Origin of the sequence: Arthrobacter sp. E44, assembly GCF_041877125.1 — a bacterium.
Lineage (GTDB): Bacteria > Actinomycetota > Actinomycetes > Actinomycetales > Micrococcaceae > Arthrobacter.
Genome location: NZ_JBHDJA010000015.1, coordinates 1 through 17,548 on the forward strand (window position 1 = coordinate 1; position 17,548 = coordinate 17,548).

The 17,548-nt window shown below is 67.5% G+C and carries 13 protein-coding genes and 1 pseudogene; 4 read left to right on the forward strand and 10 right to left on the reverse strand.

The window, feature by feature from the left end; genetic code table 11:
* Nucleotides 1-181, reverse strand: a pseudogene (locus ACETK3_RS13995) (NAD-dependent succinate-semialdehyde dehydrogenase); the annotation flags it as partial.
* A 180-nt stretch (nucleotides 182-361) separates the two neighbouring features.
* Nucleotides 362-1,237 carry a 16S rRNA (cytidine(1402)-2'-O)-methyltransferase gene (rsmI, locus tag ACETK3_RS14000; protein ID WP_306969413.1) on the reverse strand — a complete coding sequence of 292 codons (876 nt, stop codon included), beginning with the start codon at nucleotides 1,235-1,237 and terminating at the stop codon, nucleotides 362-364.
* A 45-nt stretch (nucleotides 1,238-1,282) separates the two neighbouring features.
* Here rsmI and ACETK3_RS14005 point away from each other — a divergent pair, with 45 nt between their 5' ends.
* Entirely contained in the window at nucleotides 1,283-3,007 is a 1,725-nt protein-coding gene (locus ACETK3_RS14005; RefSeq protein ID WP_373993079.1) for a dolichyl-phosphate-mannose--protein mannosyltransferase, read from the forward strand.
* 67 nt (nucleotides 3,008-3,074) lie between these two features.
* A complete protein-coding gene (locus tag ACETK3_RS14010; protein ID WP_306969409.1) occupies nucleotides 3,075-4,904 on the forward strand; it encodes a long-chain fatty acid--CoA ligase in 1,830 nt (609 codons plus the stop codon).
* On the opposite strand, the gene ACETK3_RS14015 is transcribed toward ACETK3_RS14010, so the two are convergent.
* Nucleotides 4,895-6,265 carry a TIGR01906 family membrane protein gene (locus ACETK3_RS14015; RefSeq protein WP_373993080.1) on the reverse strand — a complete coding sequence of 457 codons (1,371 nt, stop codon included), beginning with the start codon at nucleotides 6,263-6,265 and terminating at the stop codon, nucleotides 4,895-4,897. The two genes, ACETK3_RS14010 and ACETK3_RS14015, sit on opposite strands and share 10 nt — an antisense overlap.
* A 124-nt stretch (nucleotides 6,266-6,389) precedes the next feature.
* Nucleotides 6,390-7,382 (reverse strand): stage II sporulation protein M, encoded by a 993-nt coding sequence (locus ACETK3_RS14020; protein WP_373993081.1) that lies wholly within the window; start codon nucleotides 7,380-7,382, stop codon nucleotides 6,390-6,392.
* A 78-nt stretch (nucleotides 7,383-7,460) separates the two neighbouring features.
* On the opposite strand from ACETK3_RS14020, the gene ACETK3_RS14025 reads away from it, so the two are divergent.
* Nucleotides 7,461-8,261: an RDD family protein gene (locus ACETK3_RS14025; protein ID WP_236821622.1), complete on the forward strand. Its 801-nt coding sequence runs from the start codon at nucleotides 7,461-7,463 to the stop codon at nucleotides 8,259-8,261.
* A 2-nt stretch (nucleotides 8,262-8,263) separates the two neighbouring features.
* Here the strand turns inward: ACETK3_RS14025 and ACETK3_RS14030 are convergent, their stop codons facing one another.
* From ACETK3_RS14030 to ACETK3_RS14045, 4 genes are all read right to left on the reverse strand, one after another.
* The gene (locus ACETK3_RS14030; RefSeq protein WP_373993082.1) at nucleotides 8,264-9,502 is read right to left on the reverse strand and encodes an Ig-like domain-containing protein; all 1,239 of its coding nucleotides are present in this window, start codon (nucleotides 9,500-9,502) and stop codon (nucleotides 8,264-8,266) included.
* Nucleotides 9,503-9,567: 65 nt separating this feature from the next.
* Nucleotides 9,568-11,034 carry an adenosylhomocysteinase gene (gene ahcY / locus ACETK3_RS14035; RefSeq protein WP_373993083.1) on the reverse strand — a complete coding sequence of 489 codons (1,467 nt, stop codon included), beginning with the start codon at nucleotides 11,032-11,034 and terminating at the stop codon, nucleotides 9,568-9,570.
* Nucleotides 11,035-11,124: 90 nt separating this feature from the next.
* Nucleotides 11,125-11,352 carry a Trm112 family protein gene (locus ACETK3_RS14040; protein WP_236821619.1) on the reverse strand — a complete coding sequence of 76 codons (228 nt, stop codon included), beginning with the start codon at nucleotides 11,350-11,352 and terminating at the stop codon, nucleotides 11,125-11,127.
* A 79-nt stretch (nucleotides 11,353-11,431) separates the two neighbouring features.
* Nucleotides 11,432-11,818: a DUF3499 domain-containing protein gene (locus ACETK3_RS14045; protein ID WP_236801659.1), complete on the reverse strand. Its 387-nt coding sequence runs from the start codon at nucleotides 11,816-11,818 to the stop codon at nucleotides 11,432-11,434.
* Between the two features lie 120 nt (nucleotides 11,819-11,938).
* Here ACETK3_RS14045 and ACETK3_RS14050 point away from each other — a divergent pair, with 120 nt between their 5' ends.
* Nucleotides 11,939-12,451, forward strand: a complete 513-nt coding sequence (locus tag ACETK3_RS14050; protein WP_237430136.1) for a metallopeptidase family protein — start codon at nucleotides 11,939-11,941, stop codon at nucleotides 12,449-12,451.
* Nucleotides 12,452-12,460: 9 nt separating this feature from the next.
* On the opposite strand, the gene ACETK3_RS14055 is transcribed toward ACETK3_RS14050, so the two are convergent.
* Nucleotides 12,461-14,161 carry a DUF5719 family protein gene (locus tag ACETK3_RS14055; protein WP_373993084.1) on the reverse strand — a complete coding sequence of 567 codons (1,701 nt, stop codon included), beginning with the start codon at nucleotides 14,159-14,161 and terminating at the stop codon, nucleotides 12,461-12,463.
* A complete protein-coding gene (locus ACETK3_RS14060; protein ID WP_373993107.1) occupies nucleotides 14,154-17,528 on the reverse strand; it encodes a glycosyltransferase family 2 protein in 3,375 nt (1,124 codons plus the stop codon). The genes ACETK3_RS14055 and ACETK3_RS14060 overlap by 8 nt, the downstream gene beginning before the upstream one ends.
* Nucleotides 17,529-17,548: the final 20 nt, after the last annotated feature.

Here is a 17,548-nt window from a genome sequence, read left to right on the forward strand (position 1 = left end):
CCTCGGGGCCGGCGTCGGCAATGCTCAGCAGCACCTTCCCGGTAGCGGGATCCTCGACGTCGAACGTCTTGCCCGAAGCGGCGTCGCGCCACTCACCATCGATGAGCAGCCCGGTGGGAACGGAGGCCAAAAGCCGGGTTTCGCGCTCGGCGGTAACGGCCGGCTGTGCAGTGACAGTCACGATGACTCCCTCGTCAGTAGGGTTGTGGCAGCCCGCCGCCGCGGTTCGGAGTGACCGGGATCATGGGGCTGATTAACAGCCAGACTACTGCGGGGCACCGCCAGGGTCTACGCCGTTGCGCACTGCAGAATCGCAGCTTTGCTGTGCAGCTGCACAGGAATCGGAAGGCCCCTGCGGAGGTTACCGGGCGGCGAGCACAGCCGAATACAGTTCCCGCTTGCTCACGCGCGCGTCATCGGCAACGGCGGCTACAGCCTCCTTCAACCGGATGCCCTGGTTCACCAGCTCGTTGACTGCCGCGACGTGGTCTTCCGGGGTTCCGGCTGCCTGTTCCGGCGCACCGCCGAGCACCACGGCGATCTCGCCGCGCACCTCATTCTCCTCAGCCCAAGTGAGGAGTTCGCCTACAGTGCCGCGGATGACTTCCTCGTACGTCTTGGTCAGCTCCCGGCAGACGGCGATGGGACGGTCCGGGCCGAAGCGCTCCCGCAGGGCCCGCAGCATGGCTTCCAACCGGTGCGGAGCTTCGAAGAAGACCATGGTGCGCCGCTCCCCCGCGAGATCGGCGAGGCGGGAGGCCCTTTCGCCGGCTTTGCGGGGAAGGAACCCTTCGAAGCAGAACCGGTCCGTCGGCAGGCCGGACAGCGCCAGTGCCGTGAGCACGGCTGAGGGGCCGGGGACGGCGGTGACGGTAAGCCCCGCCGCAATGGCGCCCTCAACCAGCCGGAAACCGGGATCCGAAACCGCAGGCATCCCGGCGTCGGTCACCATGAGGAGCGTGCTGCCGGCACGCACGTGGTCAAGGAGTTCGGCCGTCCGGGTGGCCTCGTTGTGTTCGTGGTAGCTGATGACGCGGCCGGTCACGGTAACGCCCAGGCTCTGGACCAGGCGGTGGAGCCGCCGGGTGTCCTCGGCGGCGACGATGTCTGCCGTGCCCAGCAGTTCCACGAGCCGGGCGGAGGCGTCGCCGGTGTTCCCGATCGGTGTGGCGGCAAGGACGATCCGCCCCACAGTCGAAGGGGCGGGCTCGGGGAGGGGGCTGGGGTTCGGGTCCACCTACCAAGCCTACTGCTGCCGGGTCTTCCAGCCGCAAAAGGTAGCATGGGGCTCGTGACGCAGACCTCGACGCGGCCCGCCGGGGCCTGGAAACGCAGCCTGGCGGCATCCCCTTCAGCAGGCGCCACAGCGGTGGAGCCTCACGGGAAGGCTGCCCAGTCCTGGATCAGCCGGCCGGATGAGGCGTTCACCGTCGAGGCGCTGCGGGCAAGGCTGATTGGTACCGGTACCTCGTGGCGTGACTACCCGCCGTCGCTCCGTCTTTGGTTCGTCCTGGTTCCGGTCCTGACGGCAGTCATTGGCGGCCTCCTCCGGTTCATCCGCCTCGAGGTTCCGCACAAGCTGGTGTTCGACGAGACGTACTACGTCAAGGATGCCTACTCCTACCTCATCAGCGGCTACGAACGCAGCTGGCCGGACAAAGCGAATGATGCCTTCAACACCGGCAATCCCGACGTCCTGCTGGGCACCCCCGAGTATGTGGTCCACCCGCCGGTAGGCAAATGGATGATCGCCGCGGGCATGTGGCTGTTCGGGCCGGAGAACCCGTTCGGCTGGCGCTTCGCCGCAGCCCTCACCGGCACCCTCACCGTCCTGTTGGTCTCCCTGGTCGCACTGAAACTGTTCCGCTCGCTTCCGCTGGCCGGCGCCGCCGGGCTGCTCCTCGCCGTCGACGGCCATCACCTGGTAATGTCCCGGACCTCGCTGCTGGACATCTTCCTCACGTTCTGGATCCTTGCCGCCTTCGGCGCCCTGCTGATGGACCGCGACGACGGACGCCGCCGGCTTGCCGCACGGCTGGCCCGGGCCGCTGCCGCCAACGGCGGGCAGCCGCCGGAAGGTGCGCTGCTGTCCGGGCCGTGGCTGGGCGTGCGCTGGTGGCGGGTCGCCGCGGGCGTCTGCATGGGCCTGGCCGTGGGAACCAAGTGGTCCGGCCTGTTCTTCCTCGCCGGATTCGGCATCCTCACCGTGCTGTGGGACCTCAACGCGCGCCGGGTCGCCGGCATCCGCGGCTGGATCAGCGGCGGCGTGATCCGGGACGGGATCCCCGCGTTCCTCGGCATGGTTCCCGTGGCAGGGCTCATCTATGCCGCCACCTGGACGGGCTGGTTCCTGTCCGACAACGCCTACTTCCGCCATTGGGCGGAAAGCAATCCGTCAGCCGAATGGGGCTGGCTCCCCAACTCCGTCCGCTCCCTGGTCCACTACCACTTGGAAGCGTACAAGTTCCACCAGGGCCTCAGCGCCGAGCACCCTTACCAGGCCAGCGCCTGGAGCTGGCTGGTGATGGGACGGCCCACGTCGTTTTTCTATGAATCCCCGCCCCAGGGCACTCCGGGCTGTGACGTGGAGAAGTGCACATCGGCCATTCTGTCCGTCGGAAATCCGCTGATCTGGTGGTCGGCGGCCATCTCGCTGGTGGTCCTGCTCTTTTGGTGGGCCGGACGCCGGGACTGGCGCGCGGGTGCCGTGCTGGCAGGTGTCGCCGCCGGCTACCTTCCGTGGTTCATGTACCCGGAGCGGACCATGTTCTACTTCTACGCGGTGTCCTTCGAGCCGTTCCTGGTCCTGGCGCTGGTGTACTGCCTCGGGTTGGTCCTGGGCAGGGCCACGGACCCGCCCTGGCGCCGCCGCTCCGGCCTGTACCTGGTGGTCCTGTTCCTTGTGGCGGCGGTCCTGCTGTCGGCCTTTTTCTACCCGATCTGGACTGCCGAAGTCATCCCCTACGTCGACTGGAAGGTCCGGATGTGGATGCCGTCCTGGATCTAGGGCAGGATGTCAACAGAGACCTGAAGGAGCCGCTGCCGCGGCGTGGCAGCGGAAACGGAGACCTGCTGTGAGAGAAGCAAGCACCGAACTGCTGGTTGAGATGGACGCCAACAGCAACGTGACCGACCTGCTGCTGGAGCAGCACGCCGCCAACCCGGCCCGTGCCCTGTACCGCCGGAAGGGCCCCAACGGCTGGGTGGATGTTCCCGTGCAGAAATTCCTCCAGGACGTCAGCGCGCTGGCCAAGGGGCTCATTGCCGGCGGCCTGGAACCGGGTGACACCGTGGCCGTGATGTCCCGTACCTCCTATGAGTGGACCTTGGTGGACTTTGCCATCTGGTTCGCCGGCGGCGTTACGGTGCCGATCTATGAGACGTCCTCCGCGAGCCAGGTGGAGTGGATCATCCGCGACGCCGGGGTCCGGCGGGTCTTCGCCGGCGAACGCGCCATGGTGCAGCTGGTCACCGGCGTGGTGGCGGCCTCTGCCGAGCTCAGCGACCGCCTGGTCAACGTGGTGCGGATGGATTACGACGGCGAGGCCCCCGACCTTGCCAGCCTCGCCGCTGCAGGCGCCGGAGTCAGCGACGCTGAACTGGAGCGGCAGCGCACCCGTGCAGGCCTGGCGGACCTCGCCTCGCTGGTATATACGTCGGGCACCACGGGCAAACCCAAAGGGTGCGAGATCACGCACGGGAACTTCGCCCTGGTGGCCAAGAACATCGTGGCGTTCCTGCCGGAGATCCTGCAGAAGGATATGGCGCGCACTTTGATGTTCCTGCCGCTGGCCCACGTCCTGGCCCGGGCGGTCCAGGTGGTCTGTGTAGCCGCCGGCGCAACCGTGGGCCACAGCCCGGGGGCGGCGCAGCTCCTCGAAGACCTTGGCACCTTCCGGCCCACGTTCCTGCTGGTGGTGCCGCGCATCTTCGAGAAAGTCCGGGCAACGGCCGCTCACAAGGCGGCGGTGGCAGGCAAGGGACGGGTGTTCGATGCCGCGTCCGCTGCAGCCATTGCCTACTCGCGCGAACAGGACCGGCTAAACCGTGGCGAGGGTCCCGGCCCGGGACTGCTGAGCCGGGCCCGGCACGCGGTGTTTGACCGGCTGGTCTACCCGAGGCTGCGACAGGCGTTCGGCGGCGAGGTGGAGTACACCGTCTCCGGGGCCAGCCCCCTTGCTTCGGAAGACGCACACTTCTTCCGGGGGGTGGGCATTCCCGTCCTCGAAGGCTACGGGTTGACCGAAACCACGGCGCCGTGCACCGTGAACACACCCTCCCGCAACAGGGTGGGAACGGTGGGCATCCCCATCCCCGGGACCACCATCCGCGTGGCCGAAGACGGCGAAATCCTGGTCAAGGGAATCGGTGTTTTCCGGGGGTACCACGACAACCCGGCCGCGGACGCCGAAGCGTTCGTGGACGGCTTCTTTCGCACCGGCGATCTTGGCGAGCTGGACAAGGAGGGCTTCCTCACGGTCACGGGCCGGAAGAAGGACCTCCTGGTAACGGCCGGCGGCAAGAACGTTGCCCCCGGGCCGCTGGAAGAGATGATCCGGAGCCACCAGCTCGTGGCCCATGCAGTGGTGGTGGGTGACGGCAAGCCCTACGTATCAGCCCTCCTGACCCTGGACCCGGAAGGCGTTGCCGACTGGCGCGCCGAGCGGGGCCTGCCCCCGCTCCCCCTCAGTGAAGCGGCCAGTGACCCCCAGGTCCTGGCTGCCCTTCAGGAAGCCGTGGACCTGGCAAACAAGATGGTGTCGAAGGCGGAGTCCGTGCGCACCTTCCGGCTGCTGGACGCTGAGTTCAGCGTGGAGTCCGGGCACCTGACGCCGTCGCTGAAACTGAAGCGGTCCGCCGTCGTCAGGGAGTTCCAGGCGGAGATCGCCAAGATCTACGGCTGAGAGGCCTTTTCCTGCTCCGCCGTTTCCTGGTCAGGCTTTCCCTGCCCAGCCCTTGCCGGCTCTTCCCCGCGTCCTACGCCACGGCGGCGGCGCGTGGGCCAGGTAAGCACCAGCGTCACGATGGAAGCCAGGAGCACCATCGCCGCGATGGCGATGCCGGCATCCATCCAGAACTGGCTGGGGAACAGCCGGATCAGGGTATCGTCCAGGCTGAAGGTCCAGGACCCGTCGGCGAAGAAAATCCGGTGGAACTCGGTAAAGAACTGCTGCCAGCCCAGGGCCGCCAGCGTACCGAGGCCCAGGATCAGGACCAGCGTGATGATGGAGCCGGCGAAAAGGCCGCGCCTGATCCCGCCGGTGCTGCGCTTGCGCAGGTACAGGATGGCGATCAGGGCAAGGAGGAGCAGCAAAACGCCGGCGCCGAAGGTCGACAGGATGACAACTTTGACGTCCGCCATGTGGCTGACTTCGCCGTCCTTGAAGAGTTTTTCGCCGCTGCGGCTCACCAGGTCACCCAGGTAACGCGGGCCCGCCCAGTTGCTGAGGTAGTCCACGGCGTAGGAACCATAGGTCATCCGGTCGTCGGTGTTGAAGCCGTAGCCGTCGCCCGGGAAGCCGGGCCGGTTGTATTCCACCCAGAGGAAGAGCGGGCTGGTCACGGCCCGGACGGCCAGGATCAGGAGGATAACCGGATAGATGACCGCGAGCAGGACCTGCATGACGCGCGGCGCCACCGGCTTGGCATTGGCCGCGCTTTCACGCTGCGCGTTGCGGCGCTCCACTTCCTCCTCCGGGGGACGCACGTGCAGTGCCGACGTCGGAAGGGGTTCCTTGAACACAGGAGAATCGGTGCCGTCCCGCTGGTCCGCAGCGGATCCGGTCGTGGAGGACCCGGTTGCGGACGAGCCGGCCGTCGACGCACCGGCTGCCGAGAGCCCCGCACCGGGACGCGCGGAGGCAGGATTCCCAAGGGCGGAAGATCCGGCTTCCGCAGCCTTCCGGTCGGCCCGGCTTTCAGGCTGTGCGGAATTGCGCGTGTCCCGGCGTGCCTCGCGGTTGCTTTCACTGCCGGTCACTCCCGTGCCTGGTCCTCCCCCGCCGGGCATGTTTCCGTCAGACAGGTCAGCGGCGGTCCTGCCCCCAGGGGTTTTGTCCCCACTGGTCTTATCAGCACTGGTACCGTCTGCATCCGACTTGTCAGCATTCGGCTTGTCTGCATTCGGCTTGTTCCCGTCGGACGTGTCTCCGTCCGTAGGCGCCAGCCAGGAGAACGCGGGCTCGTCGGAATCCCCGGACGTATCCAGGAAAGGTTCCGGCTGCGGCGCAGCGCTTTTGGCGCGGGCCGGTGTTTCGTCATTCACAGCAGCGTCACTTCCGTTGGGTTCCGCACCGGTCCCAGTTCGCCGGCGCGATTGATTCTGCAGACGAGCCTACCGTCCGGAACTTCCGCTCGGCGAGGAACCACCCCGGCAGGATTACAACGATTCAGGCAGCGATTTCCGTGTAGCCGGCGTCTTCCCGGCGGATGTCCCCGCGTTCCCCCGACAGGAACGCCCGCCTGCCCCACACCAGGACATACACCCAGTACGCGGCGAGTACGGCCGCGCCAATGCCGATCCTGGCCCAGGGGGGCAGTGGACTGGGGGTGACGAACCCTTCAACCAGCCCCGAGACGAAAAGAACGAGGACCAGCCCCAGGGCCACCGTGACCAGTGACCGGCCTTCCTCGGCCACCGCCCGGCCACGGGTGCGGGGGCCGGGCGCGACCATGGCCCAAAAGATCCGCAGGCCCGCGGCAGAGGCAATGAAGACGGCGGTGAGCTCCATCAATCCGTGGGGCAGGATGTAGCTGTAAAACACATCGGACTTGCCCGCTGAGGCGAAGATTCCGGCAGCGACGCCCACCCCCTGCGCATTGCTGAACAGGATCATCGGAACCCACACCCCGGTAATGCCCAGGGCCACTGCCTGGGCACAGATCCACGCGTTGTTTGTCCATACGGCGCCGGCGAAGGACGCTGCAGGGTTTTCCGAGTAGTAGTTGATGAAGTCCTGGTCCACGTACTGGGCTGCGGCGGTTTCGGACGCCACGGCCCGAAGGGCTTCAGAGGATGTTCCGATCCATATGGCGTAAGCAGCCGCGATGAGGACGAATGCTGCGCCGCAGGCCAGAGTAAGCCAGGCCAGCCGGTACAGCGCAGCCGGAAGGGCCACCACGAAGAACCGCGCCAGGTCGGCCACAACGTTGGACCTGGCGCCGGTGAAGCGGGTCCTTGCCAGGGCCAGCGTGGCGGACAGGGACGCCGACAGCCCGCTTTCCGGGGCCACGGAACGGACCAGGGACAGGTGCCCGGACGTGGACTGGTAAAGCGCCAGCAATTCGTCGGCTTCGGCGCCTGTCAGCCTGCCTTTGCCGGCAAGCTCCTGCAACCGCGCCCATTTGTCCGCATTGACGGCGGCAAAGGCATCCATGTCCACGGCTACAGCCTAACGCCCGGCATTAGACTTTGAGCGTCCGCACCAACCAACATCAGCTGCGAAGGGCAGGGCCGCAGGGTGGGTCCAATCATCACCGGAGAGGCCGTAGTACTCGAGCTTCGGCCCGCCAGTTTCGCCGCGCGCGCCCTGGGCCTGGCCATCGATGTCGTGGTCCATGTTGTCCTGCTCGTGCTGGTCATGATTGGCTTGTCGGCCGCCGGCCGGGATCTTGACCCGGCGGCCGCACGCGCCCTTGGCCTTGCCGCCGTCGTGTTCTGCCTGGTGGTGGTGCCGGTGGCTGTGGAGACGCTGAGCAGGGGCCGGTCGCTGGGCAAGCTGGCCACGGGCCTGCGGGTGGTCCGGGAGGATGGCGGCGCCATCCGGTTCCGGCACGCCGTGATCCGCGGACTGACCGGTTTTTTGGAAATCTACCTGACGTTCGGCGGCCTTGCCCTTGCCGTGGCGCTCTTCAACGATAAGTCGCGGCGGCTGGGCGACCTGCTGGCCGGAACCTATGCCGTCCGAAGCCGGGTGCCGGCTGAGCAGGCCATTCGGGTCTTCGTGCCGCCGTACCTGCAGTCCTGGGCTGCCGCCGCGGACATTGGCCGCATCCCGGACGCCACGGCGCGCAGGGCAGCACAGTTCATCCGCCAGGCTGGCCGGATGGCCCCGCTGTCCAGGGCAGGCATGGCCGCCTCGATCGCCGCCGAACTGTCCGCCCACGTAGCCCCTGCCCCGCCGCCCGGAACGGGCCCCGATGACTTTCTGGCCGCCGTCGTTGCCGAACGGCGGAACCGGGAATTCACCAGGCTGTCGCAGTCACGCCGCCGGTACACCGAGACGGGGCAGCGCCTGCAGCGGTTGCCGTTCGGCAACTGACCCTAGTTGTCGTATTCGCTCCACGGGATGTTCCAGTCGCCGAAGCCGTCGGTGTGCGCTGCGTAGTCACCTTCGGTATTGATGATCTGGACCACGTCCCCGGTTCCCATGTTGTCGAAAACCCAGGCCGCTCCATCCGGGAGGAAACCAATGCAGCCGTGGGACACGTTGGTGTTGCCGATGTACGGATGCGCGGACTCAAGCGCCTGGTGGATATAGGCCCCGCTGAGCGTGAGGCGGATGGTGTACTCGACGTCCGCCTCACCGTAATAGGCGGGGTCGTCGGGCTTGAGCCCGATGCTCGCCGCCCGGAAGTGGTCAAATCGGTTCTTCTCCATCAGCACCGCGAATCCCTTGGCCGAGGGGAACCGCTTGTCCCCCATGCTGACGGGCAGGGTCTTCACAGGCTGGTCATTGATGCTCAGCGTAAATGTATGCGCTGTGGCATCGGCGATGGCTACCTTCTTGTCGCCGATGGAGACATTCACCTTTTTGTTGAAGTTGGCAATCTGGCCGTTCCCGAGGTCAACGCCGAAGAGCTGCATGTCCATGGTGATGGTGGAGTTCGCAGCCCAGAAGTTTTCGGGACGATACCGGACCATGGTGTCGCTGTACCAGTGGAAAGCCCCGGCCTGCCCAGCCGTAGTGGTGATCTTGATGGCCTTTTCAACGGCGGCCCGGTTAGTCACGGGCTCGCTGAAAATGATCTGCAGTGGCTGGCCCACACCCACCTTCATGCCGTTCAGCGGGTAGATGGCAGCGTCGGCCTCATGGGAGCTGGACACGGTATTGAAGGACTGGGTGGTGCTGGTTTCGCGTCCTGCTGAATCCTTAACCACGTAGGTGTAGCTGTACTCGGTATTGAACTCAAGGGGGCCGGTGGCGGACCACGTCGTCCCGCTGGGGTCTATGCTGCCGTCGACGGTCTTCCCCGCCGTACTGGCGAGGGTGACGCGCTGGATGATCCCATTGCCCACCTTCAGGGAAACCGGTGCGGCCGGGTTCACCTGCTTGGCGCCATTGGCGGGGACGGCGTCCAGTGCCACCGGTGGGACAACGGGGGACGCGATGCCGGGCGATGTCCGCAGTGCGGAGCCTGCTTCCGATTCCAGGGGTCCGCCGGCAAGGCCCGGGGCGACGGCGGCGAAAACCCCGCCCACGGCAGCCAGGACACACACGGCAACCACGGCAAGGATTTTCTTGGTTTTCCCCCGGCGACGGGGCTTTACATCAGGCTCCATGTTTTTGATCCTACGTGCAAAAAATAACGGCCCGGGCGCTTGTCCAGCGCCCGGGCCCTTACGTCTCAGTAACGATAGTGTTCGGGCTTGTACGGGCCCGCGACGTCGATGTCCAGGTATTCTGCCTGGTCCTTGGTCAGTTCAGTGAGCTCGACGCCCAGTGCGGCCAGGTGCAGCCGGGCCACCTTCTCATCCAGGACCTTCGGCAGGACGTAGACCTTGTTTTCGTACTCGTGCTGGTCCCGCTTGGTCCACAGCTCGATCTGCGCGATGGTCTGGTTGGCGAACGAGTTGCTCATGACGAAGGACGGGTGGCCCGTGGCGTTGCCGAGGTTAAGCAGCCGGCCCTCGGACAGGACGATGATGGAGCGCTCCGCGTCGGCGCCTTCGTCGAAGACCCACTCGTGGACCTGCGGCTTGATCTCAACCTTCTTGATCCCGGGGATGCGGGCCAGGCCGGCGATGTCGATCTCGTTGTCGAAGTGGCCGATGTTGCCCACGATGGCCTTGTTCTTCATGCCGGCCATGTGCTCGGCCAGGATGACGTCCTTGTTGCCGGTGGTGGTGATGAAGATGTCGCCCTGGGCCAGGACCGATTCCAGCTTGGCCACCTGGTAGCCGTCCATGGCCGCCTGGAGCGCGCAGATGGGATCGATCTCGGTGACGATGACGCGCGAGCCCTGGCCGCGCAGGGCTTCCGCCGCGCCCTTGCCGACGTCGCCGTAACCGCAGACCACGGCCACCTTGCCGCCCATGAGCACATCCGTGGCCCGGTTGATGCCGTCCGGCAGGGAGTGGCGGATGCCGTACTTGTTGTCGAACTTGCTCTTGGTCACCGAATCGTTGACGTTGATGGCCGGGAAGAGCAGCTTGCCCTGGTCGGCCAGCTGGTATAGGCGGTGCACACCGGTGGTGGTTTCCTCGCTGACGCCCTTGATCGTGGCTGCAGTCCTGGTCCACTTCCGGGGGTCGGCGGCAAGGGAGCGGCGGAGCACGTCGAGGAAGATGCCGTATTCTTCGGAGTCCTCGGGATCTGCGGAGGGAACATTGCCCACGGCCTCGAACTCCACGCCCTTGTGGACCAGCATGGTGGCGTCGCCGCCGTCGTCAAGGATCATGTTGGGGCCCAGTTCGGGGTTGGACTCAGCGCCGGGCCAGGTCAGGATCTGCTCGGCGGTCCACCAGTATTCCTCGAGGGTCTCGCCCTTCCACGCGAACACCGGTACGCCCTGCGGGTCTTCGACGGTGCCCTTGCCTACCACCACGGCCGCCGCGGCTTCGTCCTGGGTGGAGAAGATGTTGCAGGACGCCCAGCGGACCTCCGCGCCCAGCGCAGTAAGGGTCTCGATCAGCACAGCGGTCTGCACGGTCATGTGCAAGGAACCGGCGATCCGGGCGCCCTTGAGCGGCTGGGAGGGGCCGAACTCCTCACGGAGGGACATCAGGCCGGGCATCTCGTGCTCCGCGAGGCGGATCTGGTGGCGGCCGGCTTCCGCCAGGGAGATATCGGCAACCTTGTACTCAAAAGTCATGGGTGGTCCTTTGCTTGGTCCGGGTACTGGTCCAGTCCCCGTTCTGCTGTTTCTGTGAGAGCCAGTGCAGGTGAAGCGGATGCAGGTGGATTACTGCCCTGCTGCAGCGGGATCGTGCTGGTCCGAACCTGCCGAGGCTGCTGCGGCCAGCAGTTCCGGAGGCAGCAGCAAAGGGATCCCGTCCTCGATGGCGTACCGGTTCTTCACGCCGGAGTCCCCGGCGGCAGTGGCCACCAGTTCCTCCCCCTCCTGGACCAGGGGCGATCCGGTCACGGGGCAACGCAGGACGGACAACAGCTCGGGGCTGATCTTTGGCATTTGTTCATGCTCCCTGGCGGGCGCGCTCGCGCCGGTAGCGGAAAGGATGTGCAGTCTTTAGAGTACCGCCAGATACGGGTCAGGAAGGTTCGCGAAGGATCCGCAGGTGGCCCCGGCGTACCCCTTCAGTGCCTGCCGGGGCTTCCAATGCCGAATGGTGGCCCCGTTGGGCGGGCGGCTGCGCCTCCGGCGGCAGGGCCGCGGCGTCGCGGACGGCATTTGCCAGGGCCAGCAGGTCATCCGGCCCAGGCTGCTGCGGAGTGGACGGCATTGCCAGGCGGAGTACTTCCCAGCCACGGGGAACCGTCAACGAATCGGCGTGCTGCTCGCAGAGGTCGTAGCAGTGTGGTTCGGCGTAGGTGGCCAACGGCCCCAGGACTGCCGTGGAGTCTGCATATACGTACGTCAGGGTGGCTACCGCCGACTGGCGGCAGGCAGACCTTGAACACTGACGGATAGCTCCCACGACATCACAGACTATCCCTTCGCCGGGCAAAAACTGCGCATTGCGGGGCCTACGCAGAGGCGCGCGGCGCCGCCGGGCGGATGTATCGCGTAAATCCCCGCCCGGGTTTAGAGTCGATGTATGCAGTCATCGAACCATGAATCAGGTTTTTCGGTCCGGTTGGCTGACCCGGATGCCCCCGCAGCAACGGGCGTGGAGACCGCCGGCAGGAGTTTCTTCAGGCGCCGCCGGAACCGGCATGGGCGCGGCCTTCGCGGCGAGGTGATGTTGCCCACGCATCCGGGCTACCGGACCCGCGGCGACCGCTTTGACGACATGGTGCTGGACTCCGCCCAACGGTTGCACGACATCTGGGGCAAGACCCTCGACGGCGTCAGGTTTGGCGTGGATGAAATCCCGCCGGACCTTGAACAGCTGGCCGCCAACGCGGCCCCTGCACCCATGGGCGCCTATACCCCCGCTGCGGGAGAGGAAGGACCCACGATCACGGTGTACCGGCGGGTGGTGGAGCAGGCCTGTTCCAGCGTGGAAGAGCTCCAGGACCTGGTCCACGACGTGGTGGTGGAGCACACGGCGGAGATGCTGGGTGTCGCGCCGGAGACGCTTGACCCCGTGTACCGACGCCGCTACTGAACACCGGGCCTAGTAGCCCAAGGTGACCGGGACTGTTTCCTGGCCGGCCGCAGCAGCGAGGAACGCCAGGGACGAGACGTCGTTGCGTCCGTCCTGGCCCACCAGAACCGCCCCGTAGGCGGCGTCGCCGGATGCGGAGACCACATAGCCCACGACGTCGGCCCCCTCGGCCTGGTCCGGGACGGTAATGGTCGCGGTGGTGCCACCAGCGATGTCGGCGGTGGCGGCTGCCCGCACCTTTCCATCGGCAGTGATGGGTGCATACGTGATGGTGGCCCTGGCGTCCAACGCCCCGAACACCAGCTGGCGGAGGCCGCCCTTAGGGATGGGAACCACGTGCTGGCTGCCAAGCCGCACGGCCGAAGGAGCCCAGGCCAGATCGGATGGCTGCCCTGCCCGGAGCCCGCGCCCCATCCGCGCCGCGGCGACAAAGGAGACGTCAGATGAGGCCGCCACGGTGTATTGGCCGGCGGGTACACCGGCCAGGGAGACCTCGGTGGTGGATCCGGCCTTCGCGGTGATGACGCCGCCGGACGGAAGGGCGCGCTGGCCATCCCGTCCATACAGCTTGACTTCCACTACCGCATCGGAGGCGCCGGGAACCGTGAGCTCGAGGGCCGGGCCGGCATCCTTATAAGCGGCCTGGGCCGTCAGGGGAGCAGTGCCTGCGGGGTCCTGGATGTCCACGCCCGTCATGATCTGGCGGACAGCAGGGGCAGTCCCGGGGCCAATGAAATCCACGCCGCCCGGAGTGAGGCCACGCAGCACGCTCTGCTGGATGGATGCGGCCACCGGGCCGCCGGCGCTGCGAACGTGCACGCTGAGGCTCGGCTCGTTGGGCGCAAGGCCGGCCAGGACCACGCTGCGGGTGGTGCCCGGGGCAACCAGCAGGCCGCGACTGCCCGGCGTCTGCACCTGACCGCCCGAACCAAAGAGTTCAAGGCTCACCGTGGCAGGGGTGCTGGAGGCATTGGTGAGTGCCAGCACGGAGGTGCGGCCGACCGTGGTGCTGGCACCCGCCAGCCATTGGTCGTTCGAGGGTTTCCCGCACGTGGCAGCAGCACTTCCCTGCAGGTCACCGTCACTGGCCGTGTATTTCATGGCGGCGGCGGCCGACGCATTCTGGTTGGCTACGGCCTTGGCGCTCAGGACACTTACCTGGTCCATGGACCGGTCGGCTGCAACTCCCGCCAGGAGCTGTTGGGGGGCTGCGGCCGTCGGTGCCGGACCAGGATCCTTGGAAATCTCGACGGCGGCTGTTCCGTCCAGGTGCGCGAGCCGGCTGCCGGGGAGCACACCTCCGGCGCTCAGCACGGCGGCACTGACCCTGGTCGCCGCAGTAGCGGACTCGGGCCGGAACTGGGCGTCGGTACCGGTGCCGGTTCCCTCCAGCAGCCGGGCGGGGCCGGGGCAGACGCCAAGGCTGGCTCCCGCCGGGACGGCTGCTTCCGCGGGCGGCAGGGTCCGGCTGGACGCGGGCGCGGCCATCAGCGACCCTCCGGCCACCAGGGCCCCTGCGCCGGCAAGGATGAGGACGCCCGCCGCAATTCCAGCCACGGACGCTGCCCGCCCCTTGCCGCCTGTCACACGGCTGGCGCCGCGGCTGGATGTTTTGCTGTCTTCGCCGCCCGTTGGCGCCGTTTCCCCGGCCTGGGGCTGCTTCCCCGCCTCGGCGGAAGGAATGCCGGCGGGTGGGGTCTGCTCATGCATGTTGGTGTTCCTTACGCAGGGAGCCCTCGTCGCGCGAGAGACCGGTCCGCGGGCGCCGGGCCGGCATGGGGATTGCCAGGATGACAGTCAGTCCGATCACCGTGATCTGGGCAGCGGCAGCCCAGAACGACCACGGGTTCTCGTAGCGGACGGTGAGCTGGCCGGCCGCCGCTGGAAGCGTAAAGGCCTGGGACCAGCCGTCGGTGGTGGAGGTCAGCTTCCGGCCGTCGAGCCAGGCACTCCACCCCGGGTCGGCCCGCTCCGCCAGTACCACCAGCCGGCCTTCCGGCCCCGCAGGGACGGCGGTGTTGACGTCATCGGTTCCGGAGGCGACCAAAGCGGTGGCCGCGCCACGCGGATCCACGATGCGGACGCGATGGGCCACTTCAGCAGCCTGGAGGACCGGCTGGTTCAGTGGGCTGATGCGCCAGAGCCAGCCAACGTCGGTCTGTCCTACGGCCACAAGGCCGGGAACTGCGTCCATCCGGCTGGCGGTGAGCTGGGCTGCCGTGTCCGCTGCCCGGAGCACCACGAATCCAACCCCGAGCTGTTCCAGGTCGGTGCGCGGATCCACACCCTGCCCAGCGACAAGGGTGGCCACCACGCGGCGGACAGCCGCGGTGACGTCGTCGTCGCCACGGACCTCTTCGGCACCCGGCGCGCCGATGATGTTCCGTGCAGAGGCGATGGCGGAGAGACTGTCCAGGGTGGTGCCTGCCCCACGCATCAGCGACGCACTGAAGGTTCCGTCTTCTCCGGTGCTGAGCAGCAGGGTCCGTGTTTGTTCCGGCCCGGTCCCCCGGTCGACGGCGGTGGCGGGCAGGGAGCGCCCCGTGGAGGCTTCCACAAGGCGCGGCGTGCCCAGCTCTCCCCCGGTTCCGGAACCTGCTGCCGCGGCGGCAGGAGCGCTCCCCAGGGGTGTAGTGGCCTGGGTGGCGGCAGTCCCCGCCGGACGCAACATGTTCTGCGCTGACCAGGCAGCCATCCCGGCCAGCGGTCCGGCCAGCACCACCACAAGGCCCAGCGCCAGCCCTGCGCGCGCTGCCCTTCCAGTCCTCGTCCCGGTGCCCGACGCCCGGTCCGCCGTGGACAGGAGTTGCTCGGATCCGAGGATTGCCGCCGCAAGGAGGGCAAAGGACACGGCAGACACCACAGGTCCGGTGAACGGCGTGACCAGCACGCCGGCGTTGAAGCCGGTGGCGAGGTGGCTGGCGAACCAGCCGGCGGCCAGGGCAATAACAGCCACGATCCAGAAGCACCTGGCAATCCGGGCCCGACGCCGTGCACTGAAGAGTCCCACGATGGCAAGGACCAGCACCGGCCCCGCGATCAGCAATGCGAGCAGGAGCGCCCAGGGCACGCCACCGCCGGCAAAGGCGGCCAGTCCCTGAAGCCCGGCTGCGGGGTCGAATGAGAGTGGCTGGCCCAGGACCTGCTGCCACAGCGGGGCAGCGTCGAATCCCAGCGGCAATCCGGGATCAGCCAGGATGGCACGCGGCCGGTCGAGTGTGGAGAGGGAAAATGGGATAAACAAGGCGGCGGCGGGCAACAGCGCCCACCACACGGTGCGCCCGCGCCGCCCCAGCAGCAGGCCGCAGAGCACGATGACCACCGTGGCCGGGATCAGCAGCGAGGGGGCGGCCGCGGTCGTGACAGCCAGGGCCAGGCCCGCAGCTGCCGCGGCCGTCCACGAGGGAAGGCCGTTGATCCCCGCCTTGGCCGGGGGCTGTTCGGTGGAGTTGCGTTCAGTTGATGCGCCGGCGTTGAACCGGCCGTGGCCCACCGCGGAGCCCGTAGCCCGCAGCAGGCCCAGGACCACCAGCGGAAGCATGATGTGCGCGATCAGCGCGCCTGCCCGCCCCTGGTTGAGTGCGGCCTGGAGTGCGGGAGCGGCTGCCCAATAGAGCGCAGCCACGAGGCGGAGCCGGCGGCGCACAGTCAGCCCGCCGGCAGCGAACCAGGCGGTGAGGCCGGACAACGGGGCACCGAGCAGGAGCAGCCAGGCCATGGCCGGATTCGCGTCCCCTCCGCCCAGGACTCCGATGATCCACAGCACGTAGTCAAAGGGGTCGCCGCGGCCGGGAAGGCCCGCGCCCAAACTGATCCACCAACTGGAGGCGTTATGCCAGATGTCCCCCAAGCTCGCGGAGACAGGAAGCAGGGCACCTCCGGTTACCGCTCCGGCCCGGAACAAACCTGTGAGCGCCAATAGGGAGGCCACGGATGCGATGATGACGGCGGCCAAGGCGCCGTTGCCCACCCAACCGCGTTTGGTGGTGGCCAGGGCTGCGAAGTCGTCCGCGGCGTCACCGGTGGGCTGGTTCGCCAGCGGATCCTGCACGAGGTGGTCAGCGCCGGACCCGTCGGATCCCAGCGCCTCCATCAGCGACCGGCGGTGGCTCCACACCTCCCGCCGGGGGGTCTGGAGTTTGCGGATGACGGACCGGCGGATGCGCCGTGACCGCTTGGCTGTCCGGCGTGCCTTGGCCACGGCGCCCGGCCTGCCCAACGCGGCGCACGTGGCGAGAAGCTGGGAAATGCCGTGGCCAGGGTCCTTGACGACGATGCTCAGGACCAGCTTGAAGAGGCTGCCCAGCAAGGCACCGATGCCGTGGACCGGCACCATCCAGAGCGGGCTGTGCTTCAGGCGCAAGTGGACCTGGGCCTTGCGCGCCGCCGAGGGGTTTCCAAGGGCATGCGGACGGTGCGCCACATGGAACATCCGGGCTGCGGGAACCACCACCACGCGGTGGCCTGCAAGGCGGTTCCGCCAGCAGAAGTCGACGTCGTCTCCGCTGCCGGGCAGGGCCGGATCGAAGCCGCCCAGCTGGTCCCAGACATCCCGGCGCACCAGCATGCCGGCGGAATTGACGGCAAAGGTATCGGTACGGCCGTCGTACTGGCCCTGGTCCATTTCATCGGCATCGATCAGGGTCAGACGCTCGGCCCACCGGCTGGTGGAAAGACCTACATCGATAAGTCTTCGCGGCGAATGCCAGTCCAGGTGCTTGCAGCCGGCAACGGTGACCGAGGGCGCACGCTCCACGGCGCCCAGGAGTTCGGCAAGGGCTTCGGGCGCGGGCGCGGCATCATCGTGCAGCAGCCAAATCCACTCGGTCCTGCCACCGTCGCCGTCCCCGTGGACGGGGACCAGCTCCGCGAGCGCAGCGGAGACGGCGGCGCCCATGCCGCCTTTGCTCCGCGGGTAGCTGAGAACCTCGGTTTCCCCCAAAGCCTCCCGCAGGAGGCGGTAGGAGTCGTCGCCGGACCCCGTGTCCACACCCACGGCACGGTCAACGGGCCGGGTTTGGGACGCCAAAGCTGCAAGGGTTCTGGGCAGATAGGCACTGCCGTTGTGGGCAACCACAACGGCAGTGACGTGCACAT

Coding starts and splice junctions, on each gene's coding strand:
- ACETK3_RS14005 (WP_373993079.1), top strand. CDS start 1,283: ATGGGGCTCGTGACGCAGACCTCGACGCGGCCCGCCGGGGCCTGGAAA.
- ACETK3_RS14030 (WP_373993082.1), bottom strand. CDS start 9,502: ATGGAGCCTGATGTAAAGCCCCGTCGCCGGGGGAAAACCAAGAAAATC.
- ahcY (WP_373993083.1), bottom strand. CDS start 11,034: ATGACTTTTGAGTACAAGGTTGCCGATATCTCCCTGGCGGAAGCCGGC.
- ACETK3_RS14040 (WP_236821619.1), bottom strand. CDS start 11,352: ATGCCAAAGATCAGCCCCGAGCTGTTGTCCGTCCTGCGTTGCCCCGTG.
- ACETK3_RS14050 (WP_237430136.1), top strand. CDS start 11,939: ATGCAGTCATCGAACCATGAATCAGGTTTTTCGGTCCGGTTGGCTGAC.
- ACETK3_RS14055 (WP_373993084.1), bottom strand. CDS start 14,161: ATGCATGAGCAGACCCCACCCGCCGGCATTCCTTCCGCCGAGGCGGGG.